Below are 17,833 nucleotides of genomic sequence, written 5' to 3' on the forward strand. Positions count from 1 at the left end.
ACCCCTTTCATTCACCTTCCTAATTGTCTGATTAGTGTCTGAATTGTGCGGTGCACAGGCATCGCTTTTAAGTACTGCCTCACGTACAAGCAAGTTGTGGAAGAGGATACTTAATTGTTTGTGTACTTGTGCAACAAAATACAACAAACAATTCAACCAATTGTATAAAAACCCAATAAAGATTAGATAGTTAGGTACCTATCTAATCTCCTTTTCATAAATATGTAATTGTAGTGAATTGTCAAAATAATTTCTTGCACAGGTACCTGAAATTTTTATTCCAATGGCTTTTTTGCAGTACCTGTGTATTAAAACAACAAATCATTCAACTCTCCAACAAAACTAAATCATCCTTCGTAATTTCTTTTTCGAGCGCAAGCCTATTTTGTTTATTGCTCGCCACAGCCATTCGATAATCGACTTTACGCGTCATTTCTCTCGCTATTTTTTTTGCAAGACCGGCATTTCCGAAATGACTATCTCTACGCGCATAAATCTCTTCATAGTGACGAACTAATGCACTCTTTGCTTCATCTGTTATGCCGTACCCTTTACTATAGAGGTCGGTAATCTCCATTAATTCCTTTGGTGTATAATCCTCAAAATGGAACGTTAGTCCGAAACGTCGACGGAGTCCGGGGTTGCTGTCTAAGAAACGATTCATTTCTTTTTCGTACCCTGCGGCAATTAATAGGAACTCGCCTTGTCGATCGGACATTTTTTTCAGCAACACTTCCACTACTTTTTTCCCGAAGTCATTCTCTCCACCACTCGCAAGTGTGTACGCTTCATCAATAAATAACGCACTACCCATCGCTCGTTCAATCAGCCCGGCTGTCAGCTTCTCCGTTTCACCAATATGACTACCGACTAAATCGCTGCGATCTACTTCAATCAGATCGCCTCGTTCTAATAATCCAAGCGCTTGATAAATACCAGCGAGCACACGACCGACCTCGGTTTTACCTGTCCCTGGTTTACCAATCAACAGCGTGTGGTTCATCAATTTCTCCGTAGAATGATTTTCTCGTTTGTAGTATCTCATTAATTCAATCATTTTATCTATTTCAGCCTTCACAGAACCAAGGCCGATAAACTGATGGAGTTCTGCACGTTTATGGGCGAGTAGTACTTCATCGATTGGAACTTCGTACGTCTTCACTCCATGCTCTTGTACCGCTTGTACAACGTCTTGTTCTTCAAACGTCGTCAATACCTTTTCCGTCCACTCTTCACGCGGAAATTTCGCAATTCTCATCGACTGAGCAAGCCCGATTTGATCGTATAGTATACGTGCCATTCGAGCGTTACTAAATGTTTCATCGCGGATACGATAACGTTCCACGAACTCCTCATAAACTGCTTGTTTGGCAGCAGGAGTGTGCACATAGCTTCCTTCACACTGGCTTAAGAAGATTTGAAGCAACTCATCTGGTGTATAGTCTTGAAAGTGAATCTTTTCAGTAAAACGATCTTTCAATCCCGGATTAGACGCTAGGAAACGGTTCATTTCTTCGGTATAGCCTGCCGCGATGACAATGAATTCACCGCGAGAATTTTCCATTGCAGGAAGCAACGTTTCAATTACTTTTTTTCCGAAATCATTACTAGAATTGCCCCCTGCTGCAAGCGTATACGCTTCGTCTATAAAGAGGACGCCACCCATAGCTTCCTTAATAATTACTTTCGTTCGTTCTTCTGATTCACCAACATGCGTTCCAACGAGATCTTCTCGCTTCACTTCAGTTACGTGGCCTGTCTTTAATAAACCTAGTTCTTTAAAAATCTTTCCTATAAGCCGAGCGACTGTCGTTTTACCAGTACCCGGATTACCTTGAAAGACCATATGAGGCGCTACCATCGGATTAACTTTCATTCCACGCTCTAATTTGAATTGATTAATGTCGCTTACGTTTTTAAACTCCTGGATTTTGTTTTTCACATCTTCCAGTCCAATAAACCCGTTCAAACCATTCATGAAAACATCCATCTGATCAGTAGGTGATGAATCTACAGTAGAGGAATGTCCAGCACTGCCGCCTAATTTACTAGTGATTGGTGGAACCTGCAAGTCCGTATCGGTGAGCACAGGAACACTGTCATCCCAACGAACTAAATCTCCTGCTTGGTTGTTCTCAAAAGAACAGTCGTTAAGAACCGGAACCGAACGCTCGAGTCTCAGTCCAGCCTTCTTTCCATTCATCACTTGCACCCCAGTGAATACAGCATCCGAACAATCTTGCAAGATGATTTGATCATCTTGATGACCATGTACTCGAGTTACGGTCACTTCAGTACGCTCCACCTGACTCAAGACGATTCCTGACGATTTACCGTCATAGATTTCACACTCCGTTATAAAGACTTCTGCAGATTCCGTTGCTCTTATTTGTGGCCTTTTATGATTGAACAAAATTGACCGTTCTAATGAAATAACTACTTCAGGACCTGCAAGTATGCCGTTCTTATCGCCACTCGATATTCTACAATCGGTAATTTCTGCTTTAGCCGCAGCACTGAGTACAACGTTGGATCCCTTATGACCGAAGATGATGCAATTGGCTGCCGTCAACTCGGATTCTTTCACAAATATCCCTGCACTATCCCCACTCTTTACTTCGGTCGCCGACAGAATTACTTCCGATTGTTCAGAAGCAAAAATCTGTACACCACTATGATGGCTAATAAGAGAATCCGAAATAGTCACTTGACTACTTGTCACGTAAACTCCTTTATTGTTTCCACTCTCAATTTCACAACCCAGAATCGTGAACACGCTTTGAGTAAACGCAGAGAGTTGCGTCATCTGATTGTACTTCACTTCAGATTCGATGAGTGTACACGTGGAATTTCCGGACACAATTCCTCTAGACTCACCCGAAAGGATCTGTGTTTTTGTAATCGAGAGTTTGCTTTGTTCGTTACAGGAAATTTGGTCTCCTTTTTGGTTTTTAAACTGTGAGTCGGATAGCTCAACTGATGAACCACTGACGTTCATTCCTTCAGCCTCACCATTTTCAAACGTACTTGCCTCGACTTCGATATGGGATCCATTCGTAAATGCTACATGCTCCAAACTTTGGTTTTTAAAGACACAATTTTTCAGGACACCCTTAGATTGATCACAATAGATTCCTTGGACATGTCCAAAATAAAAATTCGTACTTTCTACGTCCATAGAACTGTCTTGTTCCAAACGAAGTTGAACCCCGCGATTTCCGATGAATGAACTTTTGGTGATTGTTGCTCGACTCGTTTCATACAAGCAAAGGCCTTCTTCTTGCCCGCTTAAAATTCCGGAATTCGTTACCGCGACTTCTCCTCCCGCGCGCACACTAATTTGTGCAGACTTGATCGTGTCTTCTACTATGCATTCGAACAAAGCCAAACGCCCTAATACCTCAATCCCTTGTATATTTTTTTGAAAGATCGAATGCTCTGCGGATACTTTTGCAGCTGCATCAACTCGCATTGCAACTCCTTGAATCTCATAGAAGAGACAGTGGTGAAGCGTTACATCTCCTGATTCGATATGTAAACCATAGTCCACTGGACCAGTGCCTCCTCCAATACTGATCGATTCGATACGCACTTCTTCCGTTGACGCGATACGAACACTTCCTGTTAGACGAACTGAGCTCGCTTCACCTTCTGAACTTCGAAGAACGAGCAGCTTATCGATTGTTACATGTTCATAATAAACACCTTCATCAACTTCCACTGTATCTCCTGGTAGAGCTGCCTCTACTGCAACCTGAATGGTTTTGTAGTTTGATCCTTCACGCTGAGACACTTGAATTATTGCCACGTATCTTCCCACTTTCTATTAGTAAATTCAATTGATTTCTATACTTTATACTTTTCTAAACACAATTATACGAATGAGTTCTATCATCAGTTAAGTATACTAGTAAGCCTAGGGACAGAGTAAAGAACTGCTTGTGAACAAGAGTAAATAGCAAAATTTTAAGGTACCCTTCAAATCACTATGTTCTTGTACTTAAAATAGACATTCTTTAAATACTTCAAAACCATCACTTTGAGACTCCAAAGTGATGGTTTTGACTACTCAAACCGCTTGTTTTGAGCTCCATTTCCACTAATTGACGATTGGATTCGGCATTCCCAATATTCTACGATGAAAGCACCCGGGAATAAAAGAATCGTGCACGGTCGAAAGCACCGCAGTCGTGAATAATTTTGAAGAGGTTTTGAACCAGTACGAACCGATGATATCAGCATCCATCCGCACTCTCAACATTTACCGTGACCAGGAAAGTTTTAGACAAACAGGAAGAGCTGCATTATGGCAAGCGTGGACTCGTTTTGACATAGAGAAAGGAAATTTCACACCATTCGCCTACAGAATGTTACTCCTATAGCAAAGCAAAAAATCTTTGAAACCATAGAAAGAATTGATATCGGCGTTTCTCCTATTGATATATGCTGGGACGAATTATTGAAGGCTTTAATTAGCCTTTTTAATATAGAATGGATATCTGTATCAAGTGGAGGAGAAATTGCTAGTTACGAAGTACAAAAACAACTTGAAAGGAAGTTATATGAAACACCAGTATTCCTTAGAGATTAATAATTGGTGAATGTTCTCATCATGACAATATAGCAAGCAAAACTGGAAGATCCGCTTTTTAGAATAATTGTGTGGGTGCCTGTGCAAAAAACAACAACGAACAATTCACCCAATTGTATAAAAACGCAAAGAAGATTAGATATTGAAGTAAATACCTAATCCACGTCTTATAAATATGTAATTGTAGTGAATTTCCAGAGCAGTTTCTTGCACAGGTACCTGAAAATTTATGAGCGGTAGCCACGGGCTTCGGGCGGTCCTTAACGATATATGAGCGGTCGCCCGCGGGCTTCGGGCGGGCCTAAACAATATATGAGCGGTCGCCCGCGGGCTTAGGGCGGGCCTAAACGATATATGAGCGGTCACCCGCGGGCTTCGGGCGGGCCTAAACAATATATGAGCGGTCAGCAGCGGGCTTCGGGCGGGCCTAAACGATATATGAGCGCTCAGCCCCGGGCTTCGGGCGGGCCTTAACGATATATGAGCGGTCGGCCACGGGCTTCGGGCGTTCCAAACCGATATATAAGCGGTTAGCCACGGGCTTCGGGCGGTACTAAACGATATATGAGCGGTCATGGTTCGTTGTTTTTCATTCCATACATTGTGCGCTGACTATATCTGAAAATGGAATCCTCTCAGGTCCAAAGGGGTTAACGAGCACAATATAGCTAGACTGCATATCAATTACTTCTACTATGGCTCCGCGTGTCATAATCTTGCCGTCCTTCCAAGTCTTAATCAACGTTTGGCATTTGCGTTTATACGCTAATTCAATTTCTTCCTGGATAGATTGTATATCCCACTCACTGAGTTCCGGGCATTCAACATAATGCTCCTGATCCATCCAATTTCTCAATTCTACAATATGCTCCGGCAACATCAATGCCGTCCATTTAATATTTCCGCGATCTCGAATCATGCTATACCTCCCATTACTTATGTCCGCCAACCAATTTAGAGCGTCCGATTGCGGTCCCGTCATCCGTTAGAGAAACAGCCCTCAATATAGCTGTGGATCCATACTTATTCCGAATGCTATCCATAACTGCGCCTAACTCACGGTTTCTCAACTTATCTCCATCGAATAAGCTCAACTGCATGGATGTTTCATCTTCTAAATTGGTAATTGAGATACTAATTTTCCGTACGGGACGATCATCATGAAATTTGTCGAAAAGAGCTACACAAGTCCGGTAGATTTTCATCGTATCGTTTGTAGCTTCCTCGATTGATAACGACCGACTAAATCCACCACCCAAAGCATGCTTGCTATATCCTATCCCCAGATGAACGGTCCTCCCCTCTTTCCCAGCTCCCCTTGCGCGACGAGAAACATCCTCACACATTTCTAATATGACGACAAGAACCGATTCACGGGTTACATAATCCCTGTAAAGCGTTTGACCCTTACCGTAACTCTTCATTTGACCTTCCAGTAGAGGTGCGCCCAACTCAGACAGGTCAATCCCCCAGGCGTGATGATAGTATTGATTTCCCATTACACCAAACTTTTTCTCGAGTCGTTCAAGCGGTGTGTGCGCAAGATCGCCAACTGAGAAGATACCCATATTATTCAAAGTTTTCTCCGTCTGTCGGCCAATTCCCCACATTTCACTCAACGGAGCAACTGGCCATAGCTTCGACGGTACATCCTCAAATTCCCACTTCGCAAAACTGGTTTTCTTCGCTTCTAGATCAAGCGCAAGCTTCGCCATCAACATGTTCGGACCCATTCCAACTGTGGACGGTAAATTTAACGTTTCAAGTATTTCTGCTTGTATTTCTTTAATCGTTTCTACCGGATCGCCCCATAGCTTCTCAGTGCCTGAAAGATCTACAAAAGATTCGTCCACACTGTAAACATGGATAGCTTCTGCTGGAACATATTTGTGGAGTATACGAGTAATAGACATAGACATTTCTAGAAAAAAGGTCATCTTCGGTTCGAACAAACGAATATCGGGGTGATCCGGAATTTCAAAAAGCCTCGTTCCCGTTTTCACTCTAAATCGCTTCTTCATTGGGGGTGATGCAGCCAGTACAACACTCCCCTTTTGTTTAAAATTACCGACCACCGCAATAGGAACAGTACGAACATCCAAATTGTGTATCGACGCCATGCAACTAGCATAGAAACTCATCATGTCGATACAGGCGATTTGTTTGTTTGGAAACTCGCTGTAGTCCATCATGCGACTATTCGCAGTGTGCGTGCTGTATTAACAAAGTCAATATAACCATTACCCCTCATTTTGTCTAAATGACCATGAACTGTAGAAGGAGATTTCAATCCAACAGCTGTTGTGATTTCTCTTATTGTCGGTGGGTACTGATTTTTCAATAAATCATACATTTCTAGTTGTCGACTACTCATTAAATAACCACCTTTTCTTTTCGAATGACAGGAACAAGCGCCAGCACGTTATCAATCGTAAAAGTTCTTCTGGATCCGCGAAGATGACAATAGGCTCGGAATGATACCTCACCCACCTGTAGCACCTTGATTCTACGTTTGCTTATTTCACCGTCTTTTGATATGTACATCATATCTATGACATAATTCCGATCCATCGACTTAATCAATTCAACACGCACATCTGTTCCCTCCTCTTTTAATCAGTATATGGAATATACGTTCGTATTGCAACGACAAATAAACACTTAACAAGAGTTACCAGAATTGGGCTCTTTGCTAAGTGTCCGACTTAAAATCGGTACCTGTGCAACAATGAACAATTCAAACAATTAGATAAAAATTCAAACGAGATTAGAAATTGTAATAAATAACTAGTCCTCGCCTTATCAATATGTAATTGTAGTAAATGGTCGGAACAGTTTCTCGCACAGATACCTAAAATTAATTTGATAAGACTACACAACGAAAGTTATTCTCGCTTAAAATTCCAGACTATCAACAAGATCCATTATATCTTCCACCAAAACTTCTATCGCTGTCACAGCCTCTTCCGCCGTATCCTTCCGCACCCCAAAGTAAAACTTACACTTCGGCTCAGTCCCAGAAGGTCTAACACATACCCAAGAACCATCCTCAAGTAAGAACTTTAAAACATCCGCTTTTGGCAACGTCAATTTCTCGATCGTTCCATCCCCAAAACGTCTTGTCCCCGCTTGATAATCCTCAATAGCACTAACAGCAATGCCAGCTATGGATAGCGGCGGATCCTGACGAAGTTCTTCCATAATTACCGCAATCTTCTCTTGTCCATCTTTCCCTGTAAGCGTTAACGACTCCATCGCTTCCCGGTAATGACCAAGCTCATCATATAGCTCCATCAGGCCATCATACAGCGATTTACCAATAGACTTATAATACGCAGCCATTTCCGCAGTCAACAACGCAGCCTGGACTGCATCCTTATCCCGTGCGAATATGCCAATCAAAAAGCCATAGCTTTCTTCGTATCCGAATAAAAATTGATATTCACCACTCTTTTCAAATTCCTCAATCTTCTCGGAGATAAATTTGAAGCCAGTCAGTGTATCAATCGTAGGAATCTCGAATTTTGCAGCAACAGCACGACCGAATTCCGAAGTGACAATCGTCTTCATAACGACGCCGTTTTCCGGTAGCGTAGCTTTTCGTTTTTTCTGCATAAGTAAGTAGTGTAATAAAAGTGCGCCAAGCTGGTTCCCAGTAAGTAATTCGTATTCTCCATCCCGGTTTTGGACTGCCACGCCAAGACGGTCTGCGTCCGGATCTGTCGCAAGTAACAAATCGGCACCTTTTTCTTTGCCTAGTTGAATCGCTAATTCAAATGCATCACGCTCTTCTGGGTTAGGATAGACCACCGTTGGAAATCTAGAATCCTGTATAGCTTGTTCTGGCACTACATATACGTTGTTAAATCCAAAGTTATGAAGCCCTTCAGCGACAGGTACAAGCCCCGATCCATGGAGTGGTGTATAGACGATGGACATGTCCTTCCCGTACGCTTCAATGGCCCCTGTATCTTCCCTCAATGTAAGAAGACATTCTTGATAAGCTTCGTCAATCTCTTCCAATATGTAAGTCAGCATTCCACTTTGAAGTAGCGCTTCCTCGTTAGCCGTTTGAATAGCAAACAAGTCTTCAATCTCTACCATATGCTGAACAATTCCGTCTGCGGCATCTGGCGGTAGTTGTCCTCCGTCTTCCCCGTACACTTTAAACCCGTTGTACTGTGCAGGGTTATGACTTGCTGTTATGACAACGCCTGCAAATGCATTCAAATGCCTCATAGCGAATGATAGTTCAGGTGTTGGTCGACTTTCTTTGAACAAGAAAACTCGAATTCCATGCTTCCCTATTGTTTTCGCGGTTTCCAAAGCGAAGTCATTCGAATAGTGACGCGTGTCATAGGCAATCACAACGCCACGACGCTTAGCATCTTCTCCAGACGCAATGATTTGCTGAGCTAGTCCTTCCGCGACGCGACGGATTGTATATACGTTCATCCGGTTTGTTCCTGCTCCCAGCAACCCACGCATTCCGCCTGTCCCGAACGATAGATATTGATAAAACCTGTCTTCTATTTCTTCGTTAGTACGCATAATGAATCTCAGTTCATGCTGCAACTCATTCGGCATTGAACTCTCTTGCATCCATCTCTCAAAAACATGCATATATGTTCCCAAAATTAAAACCTCCTATTCATTCAATAAATTCCCCCAACAATTCAAACGTCTTATTCTTATATGACCCGATACTTGGAGAGACGAATGGATTCATACCTAACAAATAGATACTCATTGCGTGTGATATCAAAACGAAAGGTACCTAATGAAAGGTACCCATTTGATAATCCGACCGGAAGTATTATCAAAGTAGAATCGTGAAATTACAACTTGTCCCGGCTGATCTATTATTATTCTATGCACAACTATTTTTACCTTCTGAGTACAATCTGTAGGGTCGTTTAAAAATCATTTAGGCTTAGTCCCGGCTAAACAAATCCCTCGTATAAACCTTATCCGCCGATAATCTCGTCCGCCAACCCATTTGCAACAATAATAACACTTATTTTTTGAGTTATTAGTAATCTGGGTACCTACGCTTAACAAAAAGTCGAACAACTGAAACACTTGAATAAACATAAATTAATATCAGAAATTTGCCTATATATCTGACCGTCATATTATTATTATTATTATTATTATATAGTTGTGTTGTATTGTATTTTCAGAACACAGTCATGCATAGGTACCTGAAATTACTTTTTATTAACCTTTGAATATATCGCATCAGCTATTAAAAAATCATCAGGATTGTTAATATCAACTGACTCAATATCTGAGACTTCAACTAAGTAAGGATTTTCTCCTATTCTTCTGTTATACTTTTTTATTAGGTCTTGTTTATAAATATATATACCCGTAGTTTCCGCGAAAAATGGTACTAAATCTTGAGTACGGGGTACATTTTCAACTGAATAATTAAATGGCTTGTTGTCTTTCCATAAAAATTCCTGAATTTTTTTTACAGTAAATGCAGAATCATATCCTTCATTAAGAACTTTGGATATACCTTCTTCTATTGATTTTCTTTTTATAAATGGTGCTGTTGCATGAGCAAGGACGAAAATATCGGCATTTACATCCTCTGCAAATGAACTCATTACTTCATTAATTGATGTTGTATTTAAGTCCAAACTTTCACTTCTTTTTAAAAACTTCACTCCTTTTGGTAAATACTCTTGAATACTATCATTACTACAATACACATATATCTCATCAATAAAATTACATTCAGTTAATGTATCTAACATGTAATTCAGTAAAGGCCTGCCACCTTCAAATGGTTTTGTATTTTTATTTGGAAGCCTTTCATTATTTAACTTTAATGGCATAAATGCTACTACTTTAGACATATTAAAACTCCCTTTTCAGATAAAATAAAAGCTTATAACCATTAGCAGTATGGATTATATCTTAGGTTTGAAAAACACCTTAAAGTTTTCAACCTAAAAATCTTTTTAAGTTTTTAATTCTATAATTTCAAGATTTACTCACACACAAATAATAAAGCGGTTTATAACGTAAACTACCGATATAGCGCGGCGTGTCTGTACAGCACGCGTATATGACAATTCACCTAATTTAATTTATAAACAGCAAAAAACTAAATCAAAATTGATATGGTTTGCTTCCTGTATTAAAATATTAAAGTGTAGTATATTACCAGACTATTACGATGCAGGCACCTGACACTATTACCTTCCCTCCCCCTTTTCAAACTGCCAAGAATCTCGGCACATAGTAACAATATTTAGTTTTGCTGTCCAGTTTAATTCTCGTTCAGCTTTTGATGCATTCGCATAACAAGATGCAATATCACCCGGCCTACGTTTCACTATTTCATAAGGAACTTCCATACCATTAGCTTCTTCAAATGCTTTCACTAGCTCTAACACACTTGTACCACGACCTGTGCCCATATTATAAACATTAACACCGTCCGTCAAACGCTCAATAGCTGCTACATGCCCAACAGCTAAATCCACGACATGAATATAATCGCGTACTCCTGTCCCATCAACTGTAGAATAATCATTACCAAACACACGCAACTGCTTTAATTTCCCTTTTGCCACTTGCGTTACATAAGGCATTAAATTATTTGGAATACCATTTGGTGCTTCACCAATTAAACCACTTTCATGCGCACCAACTGGATTAAAATAGCGAAGAAGAGTCACTGCAAAACCAGGATTAACATTTGCAATATCCGTTAATATACGCTCACTCATTGCCTTCGTTTCACCATAAGGATTCGTCGTTGGCAATAAACTCATCGTCTCGACAAATGGAACTTGATTATCCCCATAAACCGTAGCAGACGAACTAAACACAAAACGCCCAACATCATACTTCAAACAAGCCTCAGCCAGCACCATCGTACTCACCAAATTATTCATATAATACATTAACGGTTTCTCTACTGATTCACCAACAGCTTTCAAACCAGCAAAATGAATTACACCATCAATTTTATGGCTTTGAAAAATATTGTCTACTGTAGCTTTATCCGTTACATCGATCTCATAAAAGATAACTTCTTTACCTGCAAGTTGTTGTATTTTATTAATAGAATTACGCTTACTATTAAAGAGGTTATCAGCTACAATCACTGAATGCCCGGCTTCAAGCAAAGCAACGCATGTGTGTGAACCTATATATCCGGCACCACCAGTTACTAAGATATTCATCAGACTTATTCGACCTCATTTCAATTTAAACTTTATGCTTATTCGTATAAGTGTATACCTTATTAAATATATTAACTAAGAATGAGTAGACCTCAGCTTTCTATTTTAACGTCGTATATCAACTTTATATTTATTATTTGGATCTAGAAATCCTCCAGTATAAACTTTTCCATCAAGTATTACATGACATCCATGTTCTAGTGCAAGCATTATTCCAGGTAAAAGATCCCACGCATAGGCTCCTTCAGGATTAATAAATCGATTGTAAGAACCATGAATGACATTATAAAGATTATAAACTGCACAACCCATTATTCGATACTCACCAGATTCAAGCATACTTTCTCTGATTGCGTCAGTAATAGAAGAAGATAATCCGGTAATCCGCGACTGAATAGGTTCTACTTTATCTCCAGTAATAATTTTAAGATTCAACTCTGGCATCAATAAGAAACTTCCAAGAAAAGTACTTCCTTCCCATAAGCCAAAGGATACCCCCCACTCTTTCAAACCTGAGCAGAAATTTTCGGTACCATCAATAGGGTCGATCAAAACAATGTACCCATCAGTTAAAACTGTTTTGTGATCAAATGATTCTTCTCCAATAAAGACAACATTAGATAGTTTTTGTTGGACAAAATTATGAACCAGCTCTTCGATAAAAATATCAGACTTAGTGACCGGGGTTCCGTCAAATTTTAATGTAATATCGTACCGTGTTTCTTCAACTTTTTTTAGATTGTTCATGATCAAGTCACAAACTTCATTTAAAAATAGGCGAACTTCATTTTTCGTCATATCATTAGCCCCCTATCAATAATTTATTAGTTTTTATCGTATGCAGAATTTGTTACAAAATGAATTCCCATATACTTATTAATACTCTTTAAATAGTTACTAATAGCTTCATTTCTCTTTACTAACCCTGACATCTCTGCGTTATTGACAATCTCATCAGAAAAATAATTTATAGATTTATCCAAGCTAAAACCATCAAATCCTGCTAGATATATCTTCGTAATCGAAATATGGTTTAAAAGATTTAGTAACATTAATCCTGCATTATCTGATATTGATGTGTTTTCAACAAGTAATTCTGAATAATTAACAACCAAGGTAGATTTGACGATTGAAGTTTTTATATTTGATGTAGTTATAATTTTAGTATCATCAGATTTTTCATTAATAAAATCATCCATACTTTCAATTCTTTTTTGATTACTAAAGAATACAGCATCACATTTAAAAGAATTAGGATTAAAATTAACACTGATAATAAAAGGGTTATTTTCATTAATAAAATTCTTTATTTCACTTTCTTGAGTTTCAATAGTCTTTCCTGGTGCAAGGATAAGTATTTTCTTTTCACCAACAAGTTCCTTAATTGCTTGAAGATTATTTGAATCATCCACAAAATGAACCTGATAATTAATATATAAATCTTCAATATATTGTTTTTCAAATAAGTCTCTTTTTTCTATTGGAAGCTGTTTCAAAATAGTATTTATTGATTTTATAGAAATTGTCTGCTTATTTATTAAATGTGATGCATAGTTTGGATGACAATTATTAGCTGCTGCAATATAATATGGCATTGAATAACCCCATTGAATATCAGTGGATATTTTACTTAAATGTTCATCGTAAATTTCCAACAATGGAATTGTATTATATTTTTCTTCTATATTCATATTAATATACTGTGTTATTAGCTCCGTACATAAATTACCTGCTCCTCTTCCCATACCAAAAACAGAAGAATCTATTATTACATTTCTCTTAGTAAGCAACATTAATAGTTCTTGTGCATTAGAAAAAGATAATTGTAAATTATTATGTGAGTGAAAACCTATCGAAATTGATTCTTCAAGATTATTATCAAGAAGATGAAACATTCTTAAAAGATCATTTTTATACATGATTCCAAGAGTATCAACCAAATAAAAAGCATACGGCTTCAAGTCATTTACTTTTTGTATTAACTCTAATAAACTTGAATCAGAATAACTCGTTGTCCCTACCGGCTGAATATACACCATGTATCCTTTCTCCATTAATTGTTTACCATAAATCAAGGCTTCTTCAATTTCATCTTCATGAAAAGTTACCCGGATACCATCAATTGATTTTCGATCACAAACAGAAATTTTTTCAATTGCAGGGTATGGCTGTGCTATCATACCTACATAAGAAACTTTTTCATTCTTTGGTTCAATATATTCTCTTATTCTTTCTACACTGTCAAATAAAGATTTATTATAATCAAATTTAATATCAGTAACAAAACCACATTCAATAATATCAATATTGGATTGAGATAATTTAGAAATTATTTTCTTTATTGTTTTTTCTCCGAAATTCCAATCATTAATATATCCCCCGTCACGAAGGGTACAATCAAGAATCTTTACTTTTCCCATTATTTGTCTCCTTAATTTTTTCTCTAAAGAAAAAGGTTGTTTATAGCATTAGCAATATCAAAAACTTCTTCCACATCAATATCTATACCTTCAACTTTACTAACTTCAATTAAATAAGGTTTAAATCCTATTCTCATATTATATTTTTGAATAATAAGGTACCAAATCCTAAGTTCTTGAAATATAACTTGGATTATAATTTAGGGATTATTATCCATCCATAAAAATTCTTGTATTTTCTGAACAGCAAAAGATGACTCATATCTCTATTTAAGACTTTTTGTATTCCAACTTTTATACTTTCTTATTTTATAAATGGTGCTGCGACATGAAGTGAAATATATATGTTTGCTTCAACATCATCAATAAATGCACCAATAACATCATTTATTTTTGTTTCTGATCTATCAAGATATCCACTTCTTTCAAGAAACTTAAACCCTGTTGATAAAAGATCGCAGATTTTTCATTACTACAATAAACATAAACTTCGTCAATATTTGAAATACTTACAAGTGATTTCAAAATATAATTTAATAGTAGCTCGCCATTATCAGGAGACTAAATATTTTTATTAGGTAAACGCTCATTATTAAGTTTAATTGGTATAAAAGCAACAGTTTTCACTTAATTTTTTTCATTTATTTTCTTTGATTACTCAATTTAATTTTGATATGCTTACAAAGAAATGTTAGGTGATTTGCAATTCAAATTATGATTAGTTCAATATAATTATTGATGGATTAATTAATATCATTAATTAATTCTTTCATATTCTCTGGTATCTTTATTTCCATACTATTAAAAGCCCTTATAGCAGCTTGATTATCCATTTTATTTAACTTTGCAATTGAAATAGTTTTAAATCCTAATTTTGCAGATACTTGAATTGCAGTTGTTGCATTCCCTATTACAATTACATCCTTACCATAAAAGTCTACCAATACTTTTTCACTAGGGACAATCGCTGATAATTTGTAGCAAAATTTATTATTTTCAATTAACTCGAAATTTTCAATCTCTCTTGGGTGGTATTTATATATAAAAGATATATCACTATTTTCACAAATTTCTAGTAATAAATTAATTAATTTTTCTATATCTTTTTTATTTTCATACCTTGATATAAGATCAAAAAAGAACAATATACACTTGTTACTTTGATTAAAATCATACTTTATATCCCCGTATATCTTACTTACACCACTTATAATCATTTCTTGCGTAACTTCATGTAACAGCTTATTTTTCAGTTCTCTTCTAACAACTTTGGGAAACATAACATATTCATTAGAGAAGATTGGACTACTACCATAGGAATACACATTTTTATAAAAAGTATTTTTTCCATACACAATACTATGAAATAAATCTAAAAGCTTTCTTTTCAAACTCTTAGATTCTTGAATTTCCAATTCATTGTACTTATTATTCAAAGAGAAATATGGGTCTTCTTCAATAGCGAAACATTTAAATTCACAATATTCCCCTATCTTCGAAAGTACTAAAGTGTCATAATATTCTTCTTGAGTTAAAAAAATATTATCATATTTGTTATTAAAAACTTCTTTTGATTTTTTTATTTTCAAGTAAAGACTAAATTCTTTTTTGAAAATCGAATTATATGATTTGAATTCCTCTTGCACATAATAAATATTACTAAAAATACCTTTTAATTTCTCCTTAAGTTTTTGACCTAATTTAAATTCTGCATGTAGTATTAAATCATTTCGATCATGTTTATAATTAGATTCAATTATTCCACATGCTAAAATTAAATTATATTGAGTATGCATAATAAATAAATTATTCATCTTTCCACCCCTAATTGAATATCTATCCATTTCTCTGTTCACCTATACGTATACAATTCTATTTTATAAGGAAGACTATCAACTCCTTATTCAAAGTTAACAATCAGAAAGCCTATCAATAAATAATATGGCTCTTTATCACTTTTCAAAATCCACCTCTAGGACTCACAGTTGAACTAATTGAATTCTCATTCTCCTAAAGGCATCATTTCGTTATTCTCAGTTTCCTTTAGAGAAACCTGCATCATATATTGTTCACAAATTTAATTGTGCATTTTTGTATTTAGTTTTATTTATAAAAAATATTTATTAAAGTATACTATCTCGCTGACTTCAACCTTTTTGTTAAAATATCTACTATTTTTAATAATATATAAACTATAGGAATTAATACTAAATTTGCTCTAAATATTTGCAAGGGCGAATACAAATACCATGTAGAAGTCTGTGCAATAAAACATATAAAAATTATTTTACCTAAATGACTTTTAGATTTAATCCCTTTATTTATAAATTGTGCAGTAATAAATCCAGCTAATATGACACCAAAATAACCTAGCCAAAAGTAAAAGTGCGAAACTATTATACCTCCACCTATATTAAAATTTAGTTCTCTAGAAACTAGTGTTATATTACTTAGACTTGTGTATTTTGTGTTACCTCCTAATAAAATTGCCAATAAAAAACTTCCGAATGACTTTATTCTAAAAATCCAGTCATAATAATCTGCAGCCGCAATATGAGTAATAGTAGAAAGAAAAGCCATAACTGAGGTATCTTGTACAAAATAAGTTTCGGTAAATTTGTCAAAAATTGAACTAAAACTAACTCTATCTCCACTTCTAGAACTTCCAATAAAAGTTAATAAAATAACACCTATAGACACGCCTGCTATTACATTTTTAAAGTTAAGCTTTTGAATGAAAATAGTAGTAAGAAATATTATTACAATAGGAATGACTGATCCGCGTCCACCATAAAATAAAATCTGTAAACAGACTCCAGCCCCTAATAGTATACTTAATACTTTTAATATTTGTTTATTTCCTGAATAATAAATTAGAAATGCAAATAAAACATAGGTATAACCTTGTAGTGGAGAACCCCTCACAATATAAGTATCCGGGTTACTACGATCGAAAAAAAATATATTTATTAAAATAATAGATATATATAACAGTATAAAAACCAGTAAATTATCTTGAAATAAAAAATTGAATTCTACTCTTTTACTTTTTTTACTAAATATAATCAAAAAAAGCATATATAGAATCAACATAATTAATGCCATTTCAAAATAATTATAATTGCTAAATCTTAAAGAATTTAAAGAAACCTGCAAATTTTGAACTAAAAATTCGCCCATAATAATACTATAATTTGAATATAAAAGAACTATTCCTATAAAAAGTATATAAATGTTATTTCTAAAGTAATAGATAAAATAAAAGTTTAACATTATTAATATAATAGATTCAATTTGATACCTATTATCATGAAATGTTATTAATAAAAAGAACAGTGTAATACATGACAGCCCAAAATAAAAGATATTTTTATATTTATTTGCACTTTCCAAATCAGAATAACTCCTTAGTAATATAGTAATAAGATTACATGTTATTTGTAATTTTAATAACTATATATAATTTTAACTTGATAATTCGAAATTTAGCGAACTGCACAAAATAGAAAGACAAATAGTTTGGTTCATAAGAGATTGGCGATAAGTAATATTAAACGTAAAGCGTTAATTGGTTTCTAGCACTATATAATTGATCCTTAATCAGTATTCTGAAGTTT

At 35.9% G+C, this 17,833-nt stretch carries 12 protein-coding genes; all 12 read right to left on the reverse strand.

Features of this window, described 5'->3' with window-relative positions; translation table 11 throughout:
* Positions 1-325 precede the first annotated feature (325 nt).
* Positions 326-3,808 carry a right-handed parallel beta-helix repeat-containing protein gene (locus tag AC25Y5_RS02610; RefSeq protein ID WP_488138975.1) on the reverse strand — a complete coding sequence of 1,161 codons (3,483 nt, stop codon included), beginning with the start codon at positions 3,806-3,808 and terminating at the stop codon, positions 326-328.
* Positions 3,809-5,180: 1,372 nt separating this feature from the next.
* Positions 5,181-5,510 carry a YolD-like family protein gene (locus AC25Y5_RS02615; protein WP_488138976.1) on the reverse strand — a complete coding sequence of 110 codons (330 nt, stop codon included), beginning with the start codon at positions 5,508-5,510 and terminating at the stop codon, positions 5,181-5,183.
* Between the two features lie 13 nt (positions 5,511-5,523).
* Entirely contained in the window at positions 5,524-6,780 is a 1,257-nt protein-coding gene (locus tag AC25Y5_RS02620) for a Y-family DNA polymerase (RefSeq protein ID WP_488139251.1), read from the reverse strand.
* Complete coding sequence (locus AC25Y5_RS02625; RefSeq protein ID WP_488138977.1) at positions 6,780-6,965, reverse strand: LexA family protein; 186 nt, start codon at positions 6,963-6,965, stop codon at positions 6,780-6,782. The genes AC25Y5_RS02620 and AC25Y5_RS02625 overlap by 1 nt, the downstream gene beginning before the upstream one ends.
* Complete coding sequence (locus AC25Y5_RS02630) at positions 6,965-7,186, reverse strand: transcriptional regulator (protein WP_488138978.1); 222 nt, start codon at positions 7,184-7,186, stop codon at positions 6,965-6,967. Before AC25Y5_RS02630 ends, AC25Y5_RS02625 begins: the two co-directional genes overlap by 1 nt.
* A 300-nt stretch (positions 7,187-7,486) precedes the next feature.
* On the reverse strand, positions 7,487-9,214 hold the full coding sequence (locus tag AC25Y5_RS02635; RefSeq protein WP_488139252.1) for a phospho-sugar mutase: 1,728 nt from the start codon (positions 9,212-9,214) through the stop codon (positions 7,487-7,489).
* A gap of 587 nt (positions 9,215-9,801) precedes the next feature.
* Complete coding sequence (locus AC25Y5_RS02640; RefSeq protein WP_488138979.1) at positions 9,802-10,458, reverse strand: acylneuraminate cytidylyltransferase family protein; 657 nt, start codon at positions 10,456-10,458, stop codon at positions 9,802-9,804.
* Between the two features lie 342 nt (positions 10,459-10,800).
* A complete protein-coding gene (gene galE, locus AC25Y5_RS02645) occupies positions 10,801-11,796 on the reverse strand; it encodes a UDP-glucose 4-epimerase GalE (protein ID WP_488138980.1) in 996 nt (331 codons plus the stop codon).
* Positions 11,797-11,901: 105 nt separating this feature from the next.
* Positions 11,902-12,594, reverse strand: a complete 693-nt coding sequence (locus AC25Y5_RS02650) for an inositol monophosphatase family protein (RefSeq protein WP_488138981.1) — start codon at positions 12,592-12,594, stop codon at positions 11,902-11,904.
* A gap of 26 nt (positions 12,595-12,620) precedes the next feature.
* Positions 12,621-14,216, reverse strand: a complete 1,596-nt coding sequence (locus AC25Y5_RS02655; RefSeq protein ID WP_488138982.1) for an aldolase catalytic domain-containing protein — start codon at positions 14,214-14,216, stop codon at positions 12,621-12,623.
* A 743-nt stretch (positions 14,217-14,959) separates the two neighbouring features.
* On the reverse strand, positions 14,960-16,060 hold the full coding sequence (locus AC25Y5_RS02660; protein WP_488138983.1) for a hypothetical protein: 1,101 nt from the start codon (positions 16,058-16,060) through the stop codon (positions 14,960-14,962).
* A gap of 289 nt (positions 16,061-16,349) precedes the next feature.
* Positions 16,350-17,609, reverse strand: a complete 1,260-nt coding sequence (locus tag AC25Y5_RS02665; protein WP_488138984.1) for a hypothetical protein — start codon at positions 17,607-17,609, stop codon at positions 16,350-16,352.
* Positions 17,610-17,833 lie beyond the last annotated feature (224 nt).

The sequence above is a fragment of the Sporosarcina sp. Y1011 genome (assembly GCF_057669885.1).